Annotated in this window: 15 protein-coding genes; 10 read left to right on the top strand and 5 right to left on the bottom strand. The window is 38.8% G+C overall.

The annotated features are described in order from the left end of the window. Positions 1 to 289 precede the first annotated feature (289 nt). The gene (locus tag AC0L6O_RS10285) at positions 290 to 1,324 is read left to right on the top strand and encodes a GntR family transcriptional regulator (RefSeq protein ID WP_473308336.1); all 1,035 of its coding nucleotides are present in this window, start codon (positions 290 to 292) and stop codon (positions 1,322 to 1,324) included. 32 nt (positions 1,325 to 1,356) lie between these two features. Here the strand turns inward: AC0L6O_RS10285 and AC0L6O_RS10280 are convergent, their stop codons facing one another. Together AC0L6O_RS10280 and AC0L6O_RS10275 are read right to left on the bottom strand one after the other, a co-directional pair. Then, complete coding sequence (locus AC0L6O_RS10280; protein ID WP_473308335.1) at positions 1,357 to 1,974, bottom strand: class I SAM-dependent methyltransferase; 618 nt, start codon at positions 1,972 to 1,974, stop codon at positions 1,357 to 1,359. 106 nt (positions 1,975 to 2,080) lie between these two features. Beyond that, on the bottom strand, positions 2,081 to 4,546 hold the full coding sequence (locus AC0L6O_RS10275; RefSeq protein WP_473308333.1) for a glycoside hydrolase family 95 protein: 2,466 nt from the start codon (positions 4,544 to 4,546) through the stop codon (positions 2,081 to 2,083). A 394-nt stretch (positions 4,547 to 4,940) separates the two neighbouring features. On the opposite strand from AC0L6O_RS10275, the gene AC0L6O_RS10270 reads away from it, so the two are divergent. Genes AC0L6O_RS10270 through AC0L6O_RS10255 form a run of 4 tightly spaced genes read left to right on the top strand, consistent with a single transcriptional unit; the run spans position 4,941 to position 9,482 of the window. Further along, positions 4,941 to 6,188, top strand: coding sequence for a ribulose-bisphosphate carboxylase large subunit family protein (locus AC0L6O_RS10270; RefSeq protein WP_473308331.1), 1,248 nt, complete (start codon positions 4,941 to 4,943; stop codon positions 6,186 to 6,188). Then, the gene (locus AC0L6O_RS10265; protein WP_473308330.1) at positions 6,188 to 7,537 is read left to right on the top strand and encodes a four-carbon acid sugar kinase family protein; all 1,350 of its coding nucleotides are present in this window, start codon (positions 6,188 to 6,190) and stop codon (positions 7,535 to 7,537) included. The genes AC0L6O_RS10270 and AC0L6O_RS10265 overlap by 1 nt, the downstream gene beginning before the upstream one ends. Before the next feature lie 18 nt (positions 7,538 to 7,555). Further along, entirely contained in the window at positions 7,556 to 8,218 is a 663-nt protein-coding gene (locus AC0L6O_RS10260) for an aspartate/glutamate racemase family protein (RefSeq protein WP_473308328.1), read from the top strand. Position 8,219: 1 nt separating this feature from the next. Beyond that, the gene (locus AC0L6O_RS10255; protein WP_473308326.1) at positions 8,220 to 9,482 is read left to right on the top strand and encodes a bile acid:sodium symporter family protein; all 1,263 of its coding nucleotides are present in this window, start codon (positions 8,220 to 8,222) and stop codon (positions 9,480 to 9,482) included. Positions 9,483 to 9,523: 41 nt separating this feature from the next. On the opposite strand, the gene AC0L6O_RS10250 is transcribed toward AC0L6O_RS10255, so the two are convergent. The 3 genes from AC0L6O_RS10250 to AC0L6O_RS10240 all read right to left on the bottom strand — a co-directional run bounded on the left by AC0L6O_RS10250 (position 9,524) and on the right by AC0L6O_RS10240 (position 13,534). Further along, positions 9,524 to 10,531 carry a nucleoside hydrolase gene (locus AC0L6O_RS10250; protein ID WP_473308325.1) on the bottom strand — a complete coding sequence of 336 codons (1,008 nt, stop codon included), beginning with the start codon at positions 10,529 to 10,531 and terminating at the stop codon, positions 9,524 to 9,526. Positions 10,532 to 10,951: 420 nt separating this feature from the next. Further along, entirely contained in the window at positions 10,952 to 12,439 is a 1,488-nt protein-coding gene (locus AC0L6O_RS10245; protein WP_473308324.1) for a glycoside hydrolase family 28 protein, read from the bottom strand. A gap of 30 nt (positions 12,440 to 12,469) precedes the next feature. After that, positions 12,470 to 13,534, bottom strand: coding sequence for a hypothetical protein (locus AC0L6O_RS10240; RefSeq protein WP_473308323.1), 1,065 nt, complete (start codon positions 13,532 to 13,534; stop codon positions 12,470 to 12,472). Positions 13,535 to 13,863: 329 nt separating this feature from the next. Here AC0L6O_RS10240 and AC0L6O_RS10235 point away from each other — a divergent pair, with 329 nt between their 5' ends. The 5 genes from AC0L6O_RS10235 to AC0L6O_RS10215 all read left to right on the top strand — a co-directional run bounded on the left by AC0L6O_RS10235 (position 13,864) and on the right by AC0L6O_RS10215 (position 18,527). Further along, positions 13,864 to 14,499, top strand: a complete 636-nt coding sequence (locus tag AC0L6O_RS10235) for a DUF6624 domain-containing protein (RefSeq protein WP_473308321.1) — start codon at positions 13,864 to 13,866, stop codon at positions 14,497 to 14,499. Positions 14,500 to 14,642: 143 nt separating this feature from the next. Next, entirely contained in the window at positions 14,643 to 15,233 is a 591-nt protein-coding gene (locus tag AC0L6O_RS10230; protein ID WP_473308320.1) for a TetR/AcrR family transcriptional regulator, read from the top strand. A gap of 70 nt (positions 15,234 to 15,303) precedes the next feature. Continuing rightward, entirely contained in the window at positions 15,304 to 15,762 is a 459-nt protein-coding gene (locus AC0L6O_RS10225; RefSeq protein WP_473308318.1) for a hypothetical protein, read from the top strand. 2 nt (positions 15,763 to 15,764) lie between these two features. Further along, entirely contained in the window at positions 15,765 to 16,067 is a 303-nt protein-coding gene (locus AC0L6O_RS10220; RefSeq protein ID WP_473308317.1) for a DUF3817 domain-containing protein, read from the top strand. Between the two features lie 168 nt (positions 16,068 to 16,235). After that, on the top strand, positions 16,236 to 18,527 hold the full coding sequence (locus tag AC0L6O_RS10215; protein WP_473308316.1) for a hypothetical protein: 2,292 nt from the start codon (positions 16,236 to 16,238) through the stop codon (positions 18,525 to 18,527). The last annotated feature ends 31 nt before the right edge of the window (positions 18,528 to 18,558 follow it).

Genomic DNA, 18,558 nt, shown 5'->3' with positions numbered 1-18,558 from the left:
TTAATAACAAATAATCTAAGTTCAGAACGAGAAGGACGTTAGAAAATAAAAGACGAAATAAAGTCCTTACTACTTTCTATTGCTTTCTTTTATTTTCATTTATTGCGACATTTAGACGAAAATAGAAACAAAACGATAGCTCAAATTTGTCTTAGTCCACTTTTACACGAAATGCAGCCCACAACTATCCCAGTTCTCTAAAGTGGCCGAACCGCACTTGAAAAGTATTGGAAAGAATAGTATCTTTATTGACCCCTTACCATCCCTATCAAAAGCTTAGAAATAATAAATGAAAGAACACCCTTTAATAGAGCTAATTTCGATAGATGGTTATTCGGCTACGCCCAAATATCTTCAGCTTGCCAATTCAATTTTGGCAGCCATTAGCAAGTCGGCTATGGAGAAAGATGAAACACTTCCTTCTATCAATGAATTAAGCTATGGTTGCGATATATCAAGAGATACTGCAGAAAAAGGGTATAAGTATTTAAAGAAAATGGGAATCTTAGATTCCGTACCGGGTAAGAGTTACTTTATAAAAAGCACTACCTACCACCCACAGCCAAACATTCTTTTACTGGCAAATAAGTTAAACGCTCATAAAAAAATCATATATGACTCACTGGTAGCTTCCTTAGACGAAACAGTTTTCATAGACTTTTATGTTTATAATAACGACTATAACTATTTCAAAAAGCTCCTTCAAAACAACAATCAGAACTACACCCACTATGTAGTCATTCCGCATTTTACGGAAGGGAGCGAAAGGATACATGAATTTATCAATTCAGAAATACCAAGTGAAAAGCTAATTGTGGTAGATAAGCCTATTCAAGGAATCAAAGGCGAATATGGTGCCGTGTGTCAAAACTTCAAAGCAGACATTTTCAATGCCATGGAGCAGGCTTTAAACGCCCTTGCGAAGTATCAAAAGATAAAAATAATATTCCCTGAAGATGCACATCACCCTAAAGAAATACTAGCTGGACTATCTCGCTTTTGCGAGCAATATTCGTTTGAACTAGAAGCTATCAGTGGTTTATCAGAAGAGGAAATTGAAAAAGGCGTGGCCTATATCAGCATTACAGAGAGCGATTTAATATCCTTGGTAGAAAAAGCGATTGCCTCGCCTTTTAAGGTCGGAACAGACGTGGGCGTTATTTCTTATAACGAAACACCGCTTAAAAAAGTGATACTAAACGGCATCACCACCATCTCCACAGACTTTCAGATGATGGGTCAGAAAACAGCCCAGTTGATTCAGAATAATACTAAAGAACATATTGAAGTTCCGTTTTATTTGACTTTGAGGGCTTCGCTGTAATAGGGACAAATGGTCAGTCTCAATGAAAGTTTTCAATATTGATACCTTCTAAAGCTGCAAAACAAAAAGTCTTGTGCGGTGTCAAATGGTGTTATATGTTCTTCCGTTATGCATCTTATTTTTTGAAAGCCATTCTGAAGTTCGGCTGTCAATTTATCTTCGCTGTATTGTTGAATTTCCAGACCGCTACATTTTGAAGGTCCATTTTCTGAGAAAGTACCAATGGTCATGAATCCTGAAACGGAATAGCGTGCTGTAGCCAAATACTTAGAAACTTGGTGGCTATTTGTTAAGAAATGAAAAGCAGCCCTATCATGCCATACATCAAAAAATCTATCAGGTTTGAACTCTGTAATATCGCTTACAACCCAATTTACCTTCCGAGCTTTATCTCCCAGCCTTTTCTTTGACTTCTCAAGTGCTTCGGCAGATATGTCAAGCACAGTAATGTTTTCAAAACCTTCCTCAAGCAAGTAATCGACTAGTTTGCTGTCGCCACCACCCACATCTATAATTTCTGCCGTTTTTGCTAAACCAAAAGAACTAATAAAGTCTAAAGATGTTTGCGGCACCTCCTGTGTCCAACTAACCTGGTCAGGTTCTTTCGTTTTATAAACAGCGTCCCAATGATTTTGAATTGTATTCATCATGCTACAAATATCTACCCGAAAGGTATTTCTTTATGTGATAAATGTTGCAAACCAGAATTCCTTCGGTGTGAAAATTGCTATTTCAAGGTACTATTTTTGTTTCTTATCAATAATTCTTCTTTTCTACCTCATAGCTCTTTCCTACTTCTGTATTGAACGAAGTTCTGTAATAAACTTGATTATTGACTATAACTTTTGAGACTTCCGTTTCAGCATCCTTCACTTCTATTTCCTCCTTGGTTTGAAGTACACAAGGGTTTCCTTGTTTTGACTTAATAGAAGCTCCTTTTAAGTTTCCGTTTGACCAATTCATATTTAATTCAAAACCACCTCTGGCTACTAAACCATTGACATTTCCCTCGCTCCATTCTGCTGGCAAAGCAGGTAATAACTGGATAATACCTTTGTAACTCTGCAATAACATTTCAGAAACACCTGCAGTAAAACCAAAGTTGGCATCCATCTGAAATGGCGGATGACTTCCAAATAAGTTGGGATTGGTGCTTTTAAGAAATACACGATTTACATTTTCAAGAGCCTTTTCGGGCTCTAATAGGCGAGCATATAAACTTATCAGCCATGCGGCACTCCAACCCGTATGACCGCCACCATTTGCCAATCTGAATTTCAAAGACTTCTTTGCGGCTTCTGCAAACTCAGGTGTTTCTAAAACGTTAATCTGCGAACCAGGGTGCAAAGCAAATAAGTGTGACATGTGACGGTGACCAGCATCAGCTTCTTCAAATGGACTTGCCCATTCCATTAACCTTCCGTCGTCTCCAATTTTATAACCTAGCAATTGCTTTTGTGCATTTGCTACTTTAGTTACAAACTCATCTGCTATTCCTAACTCACTTGAAGCCTTTATGAAGTCATCAAACAGACTCCAAATAACTTGCTGGTCATGTGTAGGTCCCATGCTAATTTGACTTTTATTGCCATCAGGAGTTATGAATGAATTTTCTGGAGAAGCGGCAGGGCCAGAAACCAAAAGTCCTGTTTTTGGGTCTGTGACTAACCAACTAAGCGAAAACTCAACTGAAGATTTCAACGTAGGATACATTCTTCTCAGAAAATCTTTGTCGCCAGTAAAAGCATAATGCTCGCCAATGTGCTGACAAATCCATGCTCCCGCACCTGTATGCATTCCCCAGCTAGCAGCTTCACCCGGTGAGGTGTAACCCCAAACGTTGGTAATAGGGTGTACCACCCATCCATCTGCATGGTAATGCGTTTTGGCAGTTTTAGAACCTGGCTCTACCAATGACTCAATCAAGTCAAATAAGGGCAAATGCATTTCTGGCAAATTGGTTGATTCCACAGGCCAATAATTCATTTGGAGATTGATATTAGTGTGATAATCGCCATTCCAGGCCGTTTTAATTTTATTAGACCAAATCCCCTGAAGATTGGCTGGCATAGTGCCAGGGCGAGAGGATGAAATTATCAAATAGCGACCATATTGAAACATAAGCTCCGCCAAACGCTTGTCGCTTTTCTGCGATTCTTTAAAGGCAATTAGTCGTTCATCGGTAGGTATTAAATCCTTTTCACCCTGAGTAATGTCAAAACTCACTCGCTTGAAATAATTTTGATAATCGGCTATATGCTCGTTTAATAGCTTGCTGTACGTTTTTTGACTAGCTTTTTCAATGTTACTCTTCGTAATGTTTTCATAGTCTCTCCCCTTGTACGTAGGATATTCTAATTTGTAATCAGTAGATACAGAGAGGTAAAGCGTTACTTCATCAGCATTAGAAATGGTCAATTTTCCATCCTTACTGCTAACTGTTCCATTTTTCGCCACAGCTTTTAATCTCGCCATGTATTGTAAACCGTCACCACCTTTTCCATTTGAAAGTGCACCTGTCAAAACCAATTGGTTTCCTTCTGAATAGGTAGTGAAACGTTCAGGCCTATCCATGCCACAAGAGAATGAAATCTTCCCCTTTTTATCTGCCGTAAATTTGGCCACCATGACCTGGTCAGGGGCACTTGTAAATATTTCCCTTTTAAACTTTATACCGTCTTGCTTATAACTTACTCGTACTACGGCTTCATTTAAATCTAGCTCTCTATGGTAGTTTGTATAGGTTTTATTTTTGTTAAAATCTAACCACAAATCACCCAGAGTCTGAAAACTTCCAAAAGGCACTTTATAGCCTTGACCTTTCCCAGAACCACTTCCTATGCATATTTGTGTCTTGTTGGTAAGCTCTGTGGCTTCTTTATATTTCCCTTGAAACAGTAAGCTTCTAATTTCCGAAAGTGAATTGAAAGCATCCGGATTGTCATTGTCATCAGGGCTGCCAGACCACATGGTTTCTTCACTAAGCTGAATTCTTTCTTTGTTGACATCGCCAAATACCATTACACCCAAAGCCCCATTTCCAAGCGGAAGTGCTTTTAGCCATTCAGCATCATCTTTATACGTGCTAATGTCATCTTTGATAGAAGAATTGGCAGGTGTATTATACCAGAGTTTTAAGGAAGATGCATCTTGTGACTGTGCTGTAGCGTTGCTGGTGAAAACAGACAAGCCAATAAGGACATTTAGAAGCTTTTTTCTCATTTGAAGATTTTTTTGGGTCGAATAATTGAATATTTTAGGGTAAAAATTGAATCATGAAAACGTAGCTTAATCAATTGATAATTTAAGCTTAATTAGAGTTGCTCATTTTAACATTAAGTTCTTCACTATAATAACTTTAAGGTGTATAATCCAGCTTATGCCTAGGAGCTCTTATGTCCCTGTTTTCTACAGTTTTTGTATAATTCGTCTTGGTTTCAAATCGCTAATCTAAGCTTTTTGAAATTATAGTTCGTGCAAAATCAACTATCGTTTAATTTCTTTTATTTACGATTAATTTGCTTTCTTTACTTTTCAAATTAAGGTTCTCAAAATCATATTAGCAAGACCTTAAATATTTTTTAGCGATAAAATAAGAAACTTTGACCCTTATAAAATGGAACGTATTACGGCTACCTATTTAGTAGAAACGTGTTATGATTTAAAAGAAGCTGCACACGTTTTAGCTGGCGAACAATCAAGTGGAACTTTCGTTTCTGTTCCCGGCGAATCTGACGAATTAAAAGCCCGTTTTGCTGCTCGTGTAGAGCAAATTGAGGAATTAGAATCAGTCTCTCAGCCGAGTTTGCCAGGTGATTTTGGTTCAAATATGACCTTCAAAAGAGCAAAGATTACGGTCTCATGGTCGGAAGAAAACTTTGGTACTAATGTGCCTGCTTTAGTCTCTACTTTACAAGGAAACCTATACGAGCTCAAACAATTTACCGGTTTGAAACTAGATGATTTCACACTACCTAAGTCATTTACCGATAAATTCAAAGGCCCCCGATTTGGAATAAAGGGAACTAAAGAACTAGCGAGTGTAGAAGCCGATAGGCCCATGATTGGTACCATCATAAAACCAAGTGTGGGCTTAACGCCAGAATACACAGCAGACCTAGTAAAAGTATTAGCCGAAGCAGGAATTGATTTTGTGAAAGACGATGAATTAATGACTTCTACCGCCAACTCTCCTTTTGAAAAAAGGGTAGAAATGATTCAAAAAGTAATTAATACTCATCAAGATAAAACAGGCAAAAAAGTAATGTACGCCTATAATATCAGTGGCGACATAGACCAAATGCAAAGCCAATATGAGTGGATTGTAAAACACGGTGGCTCCTGTGCCATGATTAGTATTAACAGCGTGGGTTGGGCTGCTACAAAGAAAATTAGTGAGATGGGTGAGTTATCAATTCATGGTCACAGAAATGGTTACGGCATGTTAAACCGTCACCCTCTTTTGGGTATCAATTTTCCTGCATATTCAAAAATATGGCGGCTTGCAGGTGTAGACCAATTGCATGTCAACGGCATTGAAAATAAATTTTGGGAGTCGGATGATTCTGTGGTTCGCTCTATAAACTCATGTTTGAAGCCTTTTATCAAAGAGCAAGGCATTTTACCGGTAGTATCCTCTGGCCAATGGGGCGGACAAGCTTTTGAAACGTACAAGAGAACACAAACTACCGATTTACTTTACATGGCTGGTGGCGGTATAATGGCTCATCCATCTGGCCCTGCTGGAGGCGTGAGAGCTTTAAAACAGGCATGGAAAGGTGCTGTGGATGGCAAAACACTACAAGAAACAGCCAAGGATTATAAAGAATTTGGAGAGTCGGTACTAAAATTTGGTAGTAAGTAATGAACATCCAAATAGCATTTTATGGCGATGACTTTACGGGCTCTACTGATGCCCTAGAATCTCTATCAAAAGCAGGACTAAAAACGGTGCTGTTTCTGGATATCCCTACACCAGAACTTTTAGGACAATTTAAAGATATAGACGCCATCGGAATTGCAGGATTGACACGGGCAATGGCACCTAAAGAAATGGAAGCTGAACTGCTTCCTGCGTTTGAAGCTTTTAAAAATTTGGCTCCCAAATATGTGCATTATAAAGTGTGTTCTACTTTTGATTCATCTGTAGAAATTGGTAATCTTGGCACCGCAATTGACTGCGGAAAAAGAACTTTTGGTCAAACTATTGTACCTATTTTGGTAGCTGCACCTCACTTAGGTAGATACTCGGCTTTTGGCAATTTATATGCTCGCATGGGAGCTGGTTCTAAGGGAGATATTTATAGATTAGACCGCCATCCATCTATGAGTAAACATCCTACTACGCCTGCTGATGAATCCGATTTAAAATTGCATTTATCTAAGCAATACGGCGGTAAGAGTGGCTTGATAGATTTGGTCGATATTGATGGGGAGATTGATAAAGTTTCGCAAAAGATTGACCATCTAATTTCAGAAGGTACAAAGGTGATATTTTTTGATGCCATGTATGAAAGCCAATTGGCAAAGATTGGAGAAACATTTGAGCGGCTAGCGTCCAAAACTGAAACCTTATTTTCTTTAGGTTCATCTGGCATTGCCAAGGCTTTGGGAAACTTTTGGGCGGAACAAGGGATATTTAAAGAGAAAATAAACTGGGAGATTATTAAATCAGAAAACGCCATAATAGTGCTTTCTGGTAGTTGTTCACCCATTACAGGTGAGCAGATTACATGGGCTGTAGAAAACGGTTTTGATGAAGTAGAGGTTGACCCAGATGTATTAGACCCAAAAAACACAGCTTCCAGAATAGCCGATTATGCCAGCAAAATGGCGGCTTCGCTATTAAAGGGTAAAAGCGTCATTTTGCATACATGCAAAGGACCAAATGACCCACGTTTGGCCAAAACAAAAATATATGCTTCGGATGAAAACATAGCCAGCAAGTTTGGGAAGGTCTTAGGCACTGCAGCCAGAAAAGCATTAGAAAAAGTACCGATTAGCAGGTTAGTAATAGCTGGTGGTGACACTTCTGGCTATGTAGCGAAAAACTTAGGCATAGAAGCGGTAGAGATGATTGCACCGATTTTTCCGGGAGCACCACTCTGTGTGGCCTATGCTAGCAACTCGCCAGTGAATAAAATGCAAATCAATTTGAAAGGTGGACAAGTAGGTGATGAAACCTACTTTGAACTATTAAGACAAGGAAATTAAACGAAAATACTTAAAATTATGAGCAAGACATTAGGACTAATTCACACGTCGGCCACACTGGTGCCGGTATTTCAAGAGCTGATAGACCAATACCTAGAGGGTAAGGATATTAAGGTTTTTAATATTGTGGATGACAGTTTGATAAAAAATACGATAGCTAGAAACGAGTTTACCCAAGACACAGCCAGACGCGTGGTAGACTATGTGGGTTCTGCAGAGGCAGCAGGAGCAGATTATATCATGGTAACTTGTTCTTCCATAGGGTCGGCGGTAGAAACTGCGGCAGGATTAACGGGGGTACCTGTACTTAGGGTAGACCAGCCAATGGCAGATAAAGCCGTGGCAATGGGAACGAAAATAGGTGTGGTGGCTACGCTGCCAACTACTTTAGGGCCAACAAGTGACTTAGTACTCCGAAGAGCTCAAAAGGCAGGAAAAGAAATAGAATTAACCTCAAAACTCTGTGAAGGGGCTTTTGAAGCTTTAATGGGTGGTAAACCAGAAGTGCACGACAAAATGGTGGCGGAAGCACTCATAGAATTATCGACTAAAGTAGATGTGATTTTATTGGCTCAGGCATCAATGGCACGCGTGGTAGGCCAGCTATCTGAAGATGATAAAAAGGTGCCTATTTTGGCAAGTCCAGGGATAGCGATGGAGTATTTATCAACCGTATTGTAAGATGCTTTTATTACAACGTAGTGGACTTTGGATAGCAGCATTATCGGTCATTGGGCTAGTTATTAGCCTGTTTTTAGATGCATCGGATTTGACAAAACTCTTTGCAGTTGTGGGCATTGTTTCTTTTGCTGTAGGGGTTGGTGCGGTTTCGGCATTAAAAAATTACAGTTACACCGTCTGGATTATCGTGGCTATTGTTTGTGGCATGGTTTACCCGTCTACATTTCTGCATATTGGTGACTTTGACATGCGAAACAAGTGGCTCATTTTGATAGTAATTCAGTTGGTGATGTTTGGGATGGGTACCCAAATGAGTTTGAAAGATTTCTCAGGCATTGGCAAAATGGGGAAAGGTGTATTGATTGGCGTAATCTGTCAATTTACCATTATGCCTTTAGCTGGTTATGGATTAACCAAAGTGTTTTCTTTTGAGCCAGAGGTAGCCGCAGGAATCATCTTAATAGGCTCATGTAGCAGCGGTTTAGCTTCCAATGTTATGGTTTTCTTGGCAAAAGCTAATTTACCACTCTCGGTTACTTTAACAGCGGTAGCGACTTTACTTGCTCCTGTTATGACGCCTTTATTAATGACACTTTTAGCAGGAACTTATGTAGAAATAGATTTCCTAAGCATGTGTTTTCAAATTATTCAAATTGTGATTGTGCCTATTGGTGCGGCTCTTTTGGCGGAAGCTTTGCGGACATATTCGCCTATGTTTAAGAAGCAAGTCTATGTGGCTGCTGTTTTTTCTATGGTATGGCTAGTTGCCATGATTTTCGGAGGATGGGCATATATTTCTACCACATTTTCTGGTCTTTCGGTTCAATTATTAGAAATGGTCAATTTCGTAGCAGGAGCTATCAGTTTTGGTGTTGTTTACTACCATGTTTCTAAGCGGCAGCCCAAACTGCCAACCTTCATGCCTTTAATTTCGATGTTTGGAATTGTGTATTTCACATTGGTAACTACAGCAGCTAGTCAAGAAAATATTATGCAAATAGGCTTAATACTGTTCTTAGTTGCTATTATTCAAAACGCTTTGGGCTATACCTTAGGTTACTCGCTTAGCAGAATATTAAAGCTCAATAAAAACGACGCAAGAACAATCGCCCTTGAAGTAGGTCTTCAAAATGGAGGCATGGCAGCAGGCTTGGCTGGTGTCATGGGTAAATTAGCAACGGTAGGTTTAGCAGCCGCAGTTTTCAGCCCATGGATGAATATCTCAGGTTCTTTATTGGCTAATTATTGGCGGAAGAAAGATTGAGAGTGGTATTTTGTGTTTTATAAAATCACTCATACATACTCTTATTTCATTTCTTTATTAGCGAGGTTCATTAGTTTATCAAATTCTACAGCTGCCGTAGAAGGAGAAACGCCTTCTTTGAATTCATTAACAAGCTGATGCCTAGGTTCGTTTGGCTGTAAACGCCACATAAGCGTTCCGTCTTCAAAAATGTGATTATAACCTTGGGTATGTAGCTTGAAAAAATCATTATATCCTCTTACAGCAACATACACAGCTATTAAATCAGCACTATGGTGCCAGTCTCTGTTCCAGCCTTCCAGAAAAATGTTATATGACCTAGCTACAAGGTCAGTTTTAGACTTGTGATTAAACGAGGGGCTTCCAGTTTTAATAAGGTCAGCAAAATCACCACCACCTGTAAACGTAATAAGCGTGGGCCACATTTTGCTCACTTTCACAATGGCGTCAGGATCCGGCTTAAAATTACCCCACTTGCCAATCTCCTGAAAATAAGGATATCTACCACCCATACATACCAAGTGTTTTACCTTTTGTCTTACCAGTTCTACGCCATTTAGTGGACTTATATTGTCAGGTGGGCTGTTAAGAAGATTTGATAAATTCGATAAGTAACCAACAGTTACAATCACAACACTTGTGTCCGATTGGCTACTCAAAATTTGTCGATAAAGCGATACCGCGTCAGGTGCATTTTCTCCTAAGCCAATGTCTTGCGGAAACTCCTCTGATATAATTTTTGCGTACTTAGAATTTCTATAAACCCCATATGTTTTAACAGCACCAATAGGAATATTAGGTTGTTCGAAATAGGTATTTATGGCATCTACGGTAGGCACAGCCCAAGGATTTAAGCTACAAACCATGGTTGCAAGAATTTCAGCTTCGCCATTAGCAGCAAGTCCATGCAATAATGCGAGTGCACCTACATCGTCCACATCTGATTCCATATCGGTATCAAATATTATTTTTGCTTTTTGAGCAGAACTGGAATGAATAGCTAATAATATGGCGATAAGTATCGAGAAGTATAGTTTTTTGTTTGTCATGGTTTCTTATTTCGCGGCTTTTATGAAACGATAGTTTTTTAGGTCAACTTACTCAATAGTATATATCTATTGAGCAATATTTATGTAGTTTTCACCTTTCAAAGATAAGATTTAACTCTCAATTAAATGCTACGTAATTGTCAGTTTAGGTCGAGTGAATAGTATTTTCTGTGCTTTGGAAATACACTGTCAGTTCGAGCGAAGTCCTTGCCTGTCGACAGACATTGAGAACAGTCATCTTAGTGCAAATGACTTTAAAATCATAGGGTTTAAAATAAATCATTATTGGAGGGTCTCGACTATCGCTCGACCTGACATTTGCACTCCTTTTATGTCAGTTCTTGCCAAGCCCTTGCCTGTCGACAGACTGGGAGAACAGTCAAGCAACGACAATTATTTTATCAAACCTTCCATTTCAACCTACTCCCTATAAATCATCTGAACATTATCAAAAACCACATTTTGACCTTCTAAGATTTCCATGCTTTGGACTTTGCTACGGATAGTGGAATTACGAATGGTAAAGTCTTTGACATCTCGCATCAAAATGGATTCATTACATGTTACATCCATGTTTTCCATGATGACATTTGTTAGCGGAATTTCAGGAATACACTTTGCCCTAATGAAACTGTTATTAGTAGTAATTTTAACATCACGCATAAAAATGTTACGAATGAAAGGCGTCAACTCGTTGATAGGCAGTTTAGGAAGCCGGTCTGCCAATGCTCCTACATAAGTTCTGCTACCCAAAAGGTCCCATTCTAAAGCGTGTTTGCTGATATTCATTTCCACCCTTTCGTAGAAAATATTTTCTACACCACCACCACGCGGACGTCTGGTTTTGAAACGAAAACCTCTGTCTGTTCCGTCAAAAATACAGTCGTGCAGGTATATATTCCTAATCCATCCTGCGGTTTCGCTGCCAGTAGTTATGGCTCCATGCCCAGCTTCTGAAAGGCAGTATCGCACCACTATATTTTCTGTAGGGCGGTTTACTTTGATGCCGTCTTTGTCTCTACCAGATTTCATGGTAAAACAGTCGTCTCCGTTATTTAGCGTACAGTATTCTATCAGTACATTTCGTGAAGATTCTATGTCTATTCCGTCTCCCGTAGGTATGCCCACCGAGTTTACGGTAATGCCACGTATGATTACGCCATCGCAGTAGATGGGTGTTACATTCCATGTGACGCTGCGTTCTATCGTAATTCCTTCTATCAGAACGTTTTTACATTCTACCAAACAGATGGATTTAGGTTTGTAAAAAAAACGACCTTCGTGTCCGTCGTAAATTCTGTCTTTTACTGGAGCATCTTGGTCAATCGCTATTTCCACCACTCCAGGTGCATTTTTCGCTGTTCTCACAGAAGCGTCTAAAGGTGGGCCAACGATTTTACCTTTTCCTGTCAAAGCAATATTCTCTGCATTATGTGCGTAAATAAAACCACCGCTAGACATTACTTCTATACCTTCTACCCGTGTAAAAACGGCTGGCAGGTAATCTTCTATTTCGCCACCGATATGGAGTTCTGCCCCTTCTTGAAGGTGAAGATTCACATTGCTCTTGAGTGTTATTCTTCCTGTTTGCCAAATGCCTTTAGGAACCAATACGGTGCCACCACCACGCTCATTAACCTTGTCAATAGCTTTTTGAATGTGCTGCGTTACTTTTTTGCCAGACTTTGCTCCAGTGTTTGTAATATTCAGTGTGTAATCCGCAAACTTTGGTTTTTGTAGCTGAGGCATATCAAAGGGTGCATTTATGGGAGCAATATGCTCTGGCAATGCCGCAGCACCTACCTGACTTTTGTTTAAAAACGCTGCCGTATTACGGGGTGTGGTAAACTGTCCCCAAGACACAAAAGCAATCAAAGAGAATGCGATAAATAAACTATTTCTTTTCATTTCAATAAGGTTTAAATCTTCTTTATTGGGTTATTTCCAGCCTAATGTGCATTTGCCAATGGCGTAAAAATTCTCGCCATTTACATTCATCCGAGCGGTATAAATAACAGTAAAAGTGCCGTCATCTTCTTCAATGGCACAGAGCGGTGTTCGCATGGCATGGTCGCCAGCATCCGCCCAAATATTATCAGCAGTCTGTATTTTAATTCTCACTTCAGGGCTCCATTGTACGCCATTTTCAGACAAACTGTATCCTATTTCTTGGTCGCCGAAGGAATCAAAAACTGTGAGCAAGTCTCCATTTTTCAATTCGGTTACTTGAGGATTTTCGGCAAACTCTTCAGCAATAGGAACAGGATTATATTCTTCTGACAAGCGTACCCATGGGCCACTCAATTTTGGAGCTTCTGCCAAGCCAATTGGCCAAGGGCCCATCGGAATATAATTGTGCCCATCGTAAAAGGCATACCATTTTTCCCCAACCTTATAAGGATTGAATGTGGCTACGGCTTGTTGCCCTTCCCAAGCTTGCGAGCTTTCGTCAGGTTGTAAAACTATTCCTAAGTCGGCATAAGGGCCTGCAATCCCTTGCTTTCCTTTTATGACAGATTTTGCACGCCAAACTTTACCTTCGTAGTCGCTTCGCTCTATTTCCCCTTTGTCTTTATCGCCTGCTCTGTAAGCCACGTAAAAAATGTTCCAAGCATCATCGTCCTCATTATATTCCACACCCGTTACCCATACTTCAGACCTTGGGTTAGATGGCGACCTTCCAGGAATGCTTTCAATTAAGGTAGTTTGCCGTTTCCACTGAATTGCATCCGGACTCGTCCAATATGCAATTCGCATATCTCTGTGTGGACGTTCAAACATTTCATTGACAAACATGTGATATACCCCATCAATTTTTACCACCTGCCCAGTCTCAAAACCAGAACGGTTTTTACTAGCCAAAACATCAGCGTGGTTCGCAGTAATTACTGGTCCTTGATGCTCAGAAAGTAGAACTAGTTTCTTTTGGGAGAATGCTAAGCTTGTGGTGAGGAATAGGGTAATTAGGAGGAGGGTTTTTCGTTTTTCGAGAATCAAATTCATTGTAAATTATGTTAGACTTTACCTACTATCAAAAATACCGAAATCCCAGCTAAAGACATTGAAATTTGGGGATGAATTATTGGTGTTTTTGCTTTATAATTAATCTCTTTCCAGTTTCGTCCAATTGTAAAACTTAATATTTCTTTGAGCTCCTAAAGCTAGGTTCTCATTTTATTAATCACTAGATATTTTAAAGGTGGGAATCTGTATAGCTTTAGACTTATTTAAAAAGTTAAAATCCTCATTTTACAATCCTTATAAATACTTTATATATCTTATATTACATCATTATACCACTGACTGACAACCGATTAATAAACCTAGAAACAATGAATAAAATACAAATCATCCTCCTCATACTAATACCCATCATTTGCAAACTATCAAATGGCAACGCACAAACGGTTAACTACGATTCATTACGGATAGTACTTGAAAAAATGTATGACGAGGATCAAGATATTAGAAGAATACTTGTGGACTCCATCGGCCTTGATTCACCCGAAGCAGGTGCATATATCAATCAAATGGTGACCATTGACAATAAAAACAAGATTAAAATAGAATCTATACTCAAAAAGTATGGCTGGCTAGAGCAAAGTAAAATTGGAGAGAAAGCCGCAGAAGCAATATTTTACTGCGTACAACATACCAACTTAGAATTTATGGAAGAATATTTTAGTCAGTTTAAAATTCTTGTTGATAAAGGTGAAGCAAACCCAAGTCTATGTGCTAAAATGGAAGATAGATTACTCATGTGGAAAGGGAAAAAGCAGATTTATGGCACTCAAGCTGTCAACACATTAAGACCAGATAATAAATACGCAATTTGGCCAATTAAAAACCCTTCGAGGGTAAATGAATTAAGAAAAGAAAAAGGGTTCAAGTTAACTGTAGAAGAAAATGCCAAGAAATTGGATTCTGATTATGATCCAAATGAGAAGTTACCGACAGAAATAGATTGACCATTTACAAAAATGTTCGCCACATTTTTCAATAAGAACTCCCTGACTCTCTCTAGAAGGAATCCATAACTCATCCAAGATACATCAATCTTGATACAAGCATTTTTTGATAGCTTTGTAAATCATACTAACCAGTATCTTTTATGTCTAAAGCATCAAATACGCGACATACAATTCTTGAAAAAGCATTTGACCTTATCTATAAAAAAGGCTACCAAACCACGAGTATCGACGAGATTATAGCTACCACAAAAGTTACGAAAGGTGCTTTTTACTATCATTTCAAAACAAAAGACGAAATGGGCATTGCAATTATCAATGAGATTGTGAAGCCAATCATGAAGAAGGACTTTATTATTCCATTAAAAAATGCAGAAAAGCCCATGGAAGAAATTTACCTGATGACGAAGTCTCTTTTGTTTGAAAACTCTTTTTTGAAATTGGAATACGGCTGCCCTGCAGGGAATTTAACACAAGAAATGACACCATGGAATTCAGAATTTACCAATGCTCTAAACGAACTCATAGTAGAATGGCAAAGCACTATAGAAAATTGTATAAAAAAGGAAATTGAGAATGGAAATATTCGAAGCACTGTAAAGCCCAAACAAGTGGCATATTTTGTCATATCTGGCTACTGGGGTATCAGGAATTTTGGTAAAATCTACAACAACACAGATTGTTATCACGCTTACTTAGAAGAACTTAAATCCTATTTAGCAAATTTAGCGTAAGTCCCACACAGAAAACATACTAATTAGTATGTTTTAATTTACCTTTGCATCATTATTTAAAGAAATACTGATGTATCAAGTACTTACTTATTGCCATTCACTGATACGGTGGCTCCTTCTCCTAAGTCTACTTTTTGCCATTTTCAGGGCTTATAGAGGCTATTTCCAAAATCTCAAATTCACTAAAATCGATAACCTTGCAAGGCATTGGACTGCCACTTTAGCTCATATTCAGCTCATTTTTGGCATTATACTTTACACCCAGAGTCCAGTCATAAAATATTTTTGGGCAAATTTTGATAAAGCCATAAAGAATATTGACGCCACTTTTTTCGGCCTTTTTCATATAATCCTTATGCTATCCGCCATTGTTTTATTGACCATTGGCTCCGCCATAGCAAAACGAAAAACTACCGATAAAGACAAATTCAAAACCATGCTAGTCTGGTTCTCTATCGCTCTATTCATCATTCTTATAGCCATTCCTTGGCCATTTTCTCCACTTGCAAACAGACCATATCTCAGATAATTATGAAAAATCTATTTATAACTAAAATTGGCCGACTTCGTATAATTGGCTACCTAGAAGGCCTTTCCCTTTTGGTACTAGTTTTCATTGCAGTTCCTATGAAATACTACTTCGAAAACCCAAGCCTAACTAAAACCATGGGTCCCATTCACGGAGCATTATTCTTGCTTTTCATTTTCAATACCATAAGTGTAGGTGTGGAACAAAACTGGAAATTCCGAAACACTACATGGAAGGTTATTTTAGCCAGTTTTATTCCTTTTGGTACTTTCTATATTGATAAAACAATTCTTAGCAAACTTTGAAAATGTCAGCTTACTAAATCCACCAAAAACTTACTTTAATCTCCGTGAAGAAGAAGCCTCCATATTCCTCACGACTTTTAAGATAGATTTATATTATCTTGGCTTATAAAGCTCCTCTATTAGCGGATAAACCAAGATATAATGTTCCAGTTTTTCAAACCAATTTCAGTGAATACTTCCCATTTCAAAAGACTTGGATATAGTGCCTTATTCATTTCCCTTACAATCTTATTCACAGATTGTTCTAACATTGCAAAAAGTACTTTTTCTACCGATTATTTTGAAATAGAAATAAACAAGCAAGGTTTCATTACCCGAATGGGCAATATCACAAATGACTCCTATCGAGAGTTTAGTCCACTGGAAAAACCATCTCCGCTCCTTCAACTTTATGATGGCAAAAAGAAAGTTTATTATGAGCCTATTGAAGCAGAAATTGACAATAGCGAAGAAACAATTTCACTAAGCTATCCGAATGGTTCTGTGGCTACCATCACATTAACACCACAGGAGAAATATTTCAAATTGACTTTAGAGTCTCTTACTCCAAGAAATGGAATTGACGGAATTCAATGGGGACCTTATCATACAAATATTACAAACCTATTTGGTGAAATTATAGGGGTGGCAAGAGACACAAGTGAGGTAAATAATTATGCTATTGGCATGCTGGCTCTAGATGACAATACCCTAGGTGGTACCTCTGAAACCATAGCAGATGCTGCTCCTTTTCAGTACATCATTCATTCGCCTGATTCCGAGCAATTTCCACTGCCAGATTCTTTGCATGAAGGGCAGATTTTTACTTTAGGAGGAGATGGAATTAGCGATGTGGCCTTTTATGCCCACAAAGAACCTTACTATAGAATTATGTATGGAAACGCCGCAATGGTTGATTCTTTGGGCAGAGTATCAATTAATTATCATTCCAGAGATAGAACATTTGAGCGAGAAGTATACTATTCGCTCATACCCAATATGGCCGCCAATACACCAAACCATTTAGAGGTTGAACCATTGCCAGGTATTGATTTTATAGGCTCTTCCATTGCATTTTGGGGTAGCCCAGATAGCACTGCTCTAATGGATGTGATTCAGGACATTGTAGTGAAAGAGAAATTGCCTTATCCTACTATTGCTGGAAAATGGGTGAAAGACCCAGCTGCTTTTGTACCAGATGCCATGTCACACGGAAATTTAAACGACAGTATCATTTCTTATGCTTCACAATTGGGATTTAAGGCAATCAGCCTATACGACCAAGGATTTATAAAGCCTGACCGAGGAAATGAAGGTTACATTGACGGGAAGAATTTTGAGAAGAAACCAATACAATTAACCGCAGGGAACAAATCACATAAGGAATTTGCCGCTATGGCAGCAGAATATGGAATTACTATAGGAAGAACGCCTATTACCACCGCACTGGCTCCTGGGACAAAAGATGCCAGCCCTGTGCCCAGTGACAGTTTGTGCTATCAGCAGAAACGATTACTTTCAAAAAGCATTAGTGCCACAGACACCATTATTATAGTGGATGACCCAAAACATCTGGAGGAAATTGCAAGCTGGGAAGGACACGCCGAAAACCTAAACATGATAAAAATAGGTAAAGAATTGATTTTTTATCTAGGTGTTTCAAAAGAAGAACCATACAGATTACTGAATGTAAAACGTGGTTATTGGGAAACTACCGCAACTAATCATCAAGCGAACGACACTATTTACAAACTGCAGGTTACCCTTAATTATGGCTATGATGGATTGATTCCTAACATGAAGCTTCAAGACAAAATCGCTGAATACTATGCCGATGTTTGTGCCATTAACGGTTTAGGTTATTACGATTTTGATGGACAGGAGTTTTTGTTTAATAACGGACACGGCTACTATTCTGCCAAACGCTTTTTCCGTAAGATGTTTGAAAGGGCTGAAGTTTTAAACATCCCTCCTATTCGTTTTACGGGAGCTACCTTGTCAGAAGGTTCTTGGCATTATCAAAGTATTTGGAATGTAGGTGGAGGGAAAAACCTTTACGATGTAGAAACGAGAGAATGGGGAAGCACCACGAGTCAAGGAAAAGACCTTCGTGATGTAACTTATGCAAACTTTTTCCCAGTAGGCATGGGCGGTAATTTCCCTATCAAAGCCAATTCTACCGTAGAGCAATACGAGCATATCCAAGCGATTTCAGTAGGTGTGGGAGCTACATACAGCCTTATTCTAGACCAAAAAGATGTAGAAAGCTGCCCTCAGAAAGATGCAATTTTCAAAACCATTCGAACATGGGAAGATGCTCGTGCAGCAAATGCATTTCCAAGAAATATTAAAAAGCTTCTAGTAGACCCAAAACGAAACTGGAGACTAGAAGCTGGTGAAAACAAGGACACTTGGATTCTAAACGAATTGAAAGATGGAGAAACGGTTAAGGCTTTTATTTTACATAGAAATAATTATTAGACTAAAAGAAAAAGGCATTTATTCTTATTCG

Source organism: Arcticibacterium sp. GJ41-1, from assembly GCF_055808875.1.
Note: the sequence above shows the minus strand (reverse complement) of the source record. Positions and strands in the feature narration are given on the sequence as shown.

Bases quoted from the DNA above. Each gene is read 5' to 3' on its own strand.
- AC0L6O_RS10285 (WP_473308336.1), top strand. From the start codon at position 290: ATGAAAGAACACCCTTTAATAGAGCTAATTTCGATAGATGGTTATTCG.
- AC0L6O_RS10260 (WP_473308328.1), top strand. From the start codon at position 7,556: ATGAGCAAGACATTAGGACTAATTCACACGTCGGCCACACTGGTGCCG.
- AC0L6O_RS10280 (WP_473308335.1), bottom strand. From the start codon at position 1,974: ATGATGAATACAATTCAAAATCATTGGGACGCTGTTTATAAAACGAAA.
- AC0L6O_RS10230 (WP_473308320.1), top strand. From the start codon at position 14,643: ATGTCTAAAGCATCAAATACGCGACATACAATTCTTGAAAAAGCATTT.
- AC0L6O_RS10250 (WP_473308325.1), bottom strand. From the start codon at position 10,531: ATGACAAACAAAAAACTATACTTCTCGATACTTATCGCCATATTATTA.
- AC0L6O_RS10270 (WP_473308331.1), top strand. From the start codon at position 4,941: ATGGAACGTATTACGGCTACCTATTTAGTAGAAACGTGTTATGATTTA.
- AC0L6O_RS10240 (WP_473308323.1), bottom strand. From the start codon at position 13,534: ATGAATTTGATTCTCGAAAAACGAAAAACCCTCCTCCTAATTACCCTA.
- AC0L6O_RS10225 (WP_473308318.1), top strand. From the start codon at position 15,304: ATGTATCAAGTACTTACTTATTGCCATTCACTGATACGGTGGCTCCTT.
- AC0L6O_RS10220 (WP_473308317.1), top strand. From the start codon at position 15,765: ATGAAAAATCTATTTATAACTAAAATTGGCCGACTTCGTATAATTGGC.
- AC0L6O_RS10265 (WP_473308330.1), top strand. From the start codon at position 6,188: ATGAACATCCAAATAGCATTTTATGGCGATGACTTTACGGGCTCTACT.
- AC0L6O_RS10235 (WP_473308321.1), top strand. From the start codon at position 13,864: ATGAATAAAATACAAATCATCCTCCTCATACTAATACCCATCATTTGC.
- AC0L6O_RS10245 (WP_473308324.1), bottom strand. From the start codon at position 12,439: ATGAAAAGAAATAGTTTATTTATCGCATTCTCTTTGATTGCTTTTGTG.
- AC0L6O_RS10275 (WP_473308333.1), bottom strand. From the start codon at position 4,546: ATGAGAAAAAAGCTTCTAAATGTCCTTATTGGCTTGTCTGTTTTCACC.
- AC0L6O_RS10255 (WP_473308326.1), top strand. From the start codon at position 8,220: ATGCTTTTATTACAACGTAGTGGACTTTGGATAGCAGCATTATCGGTC.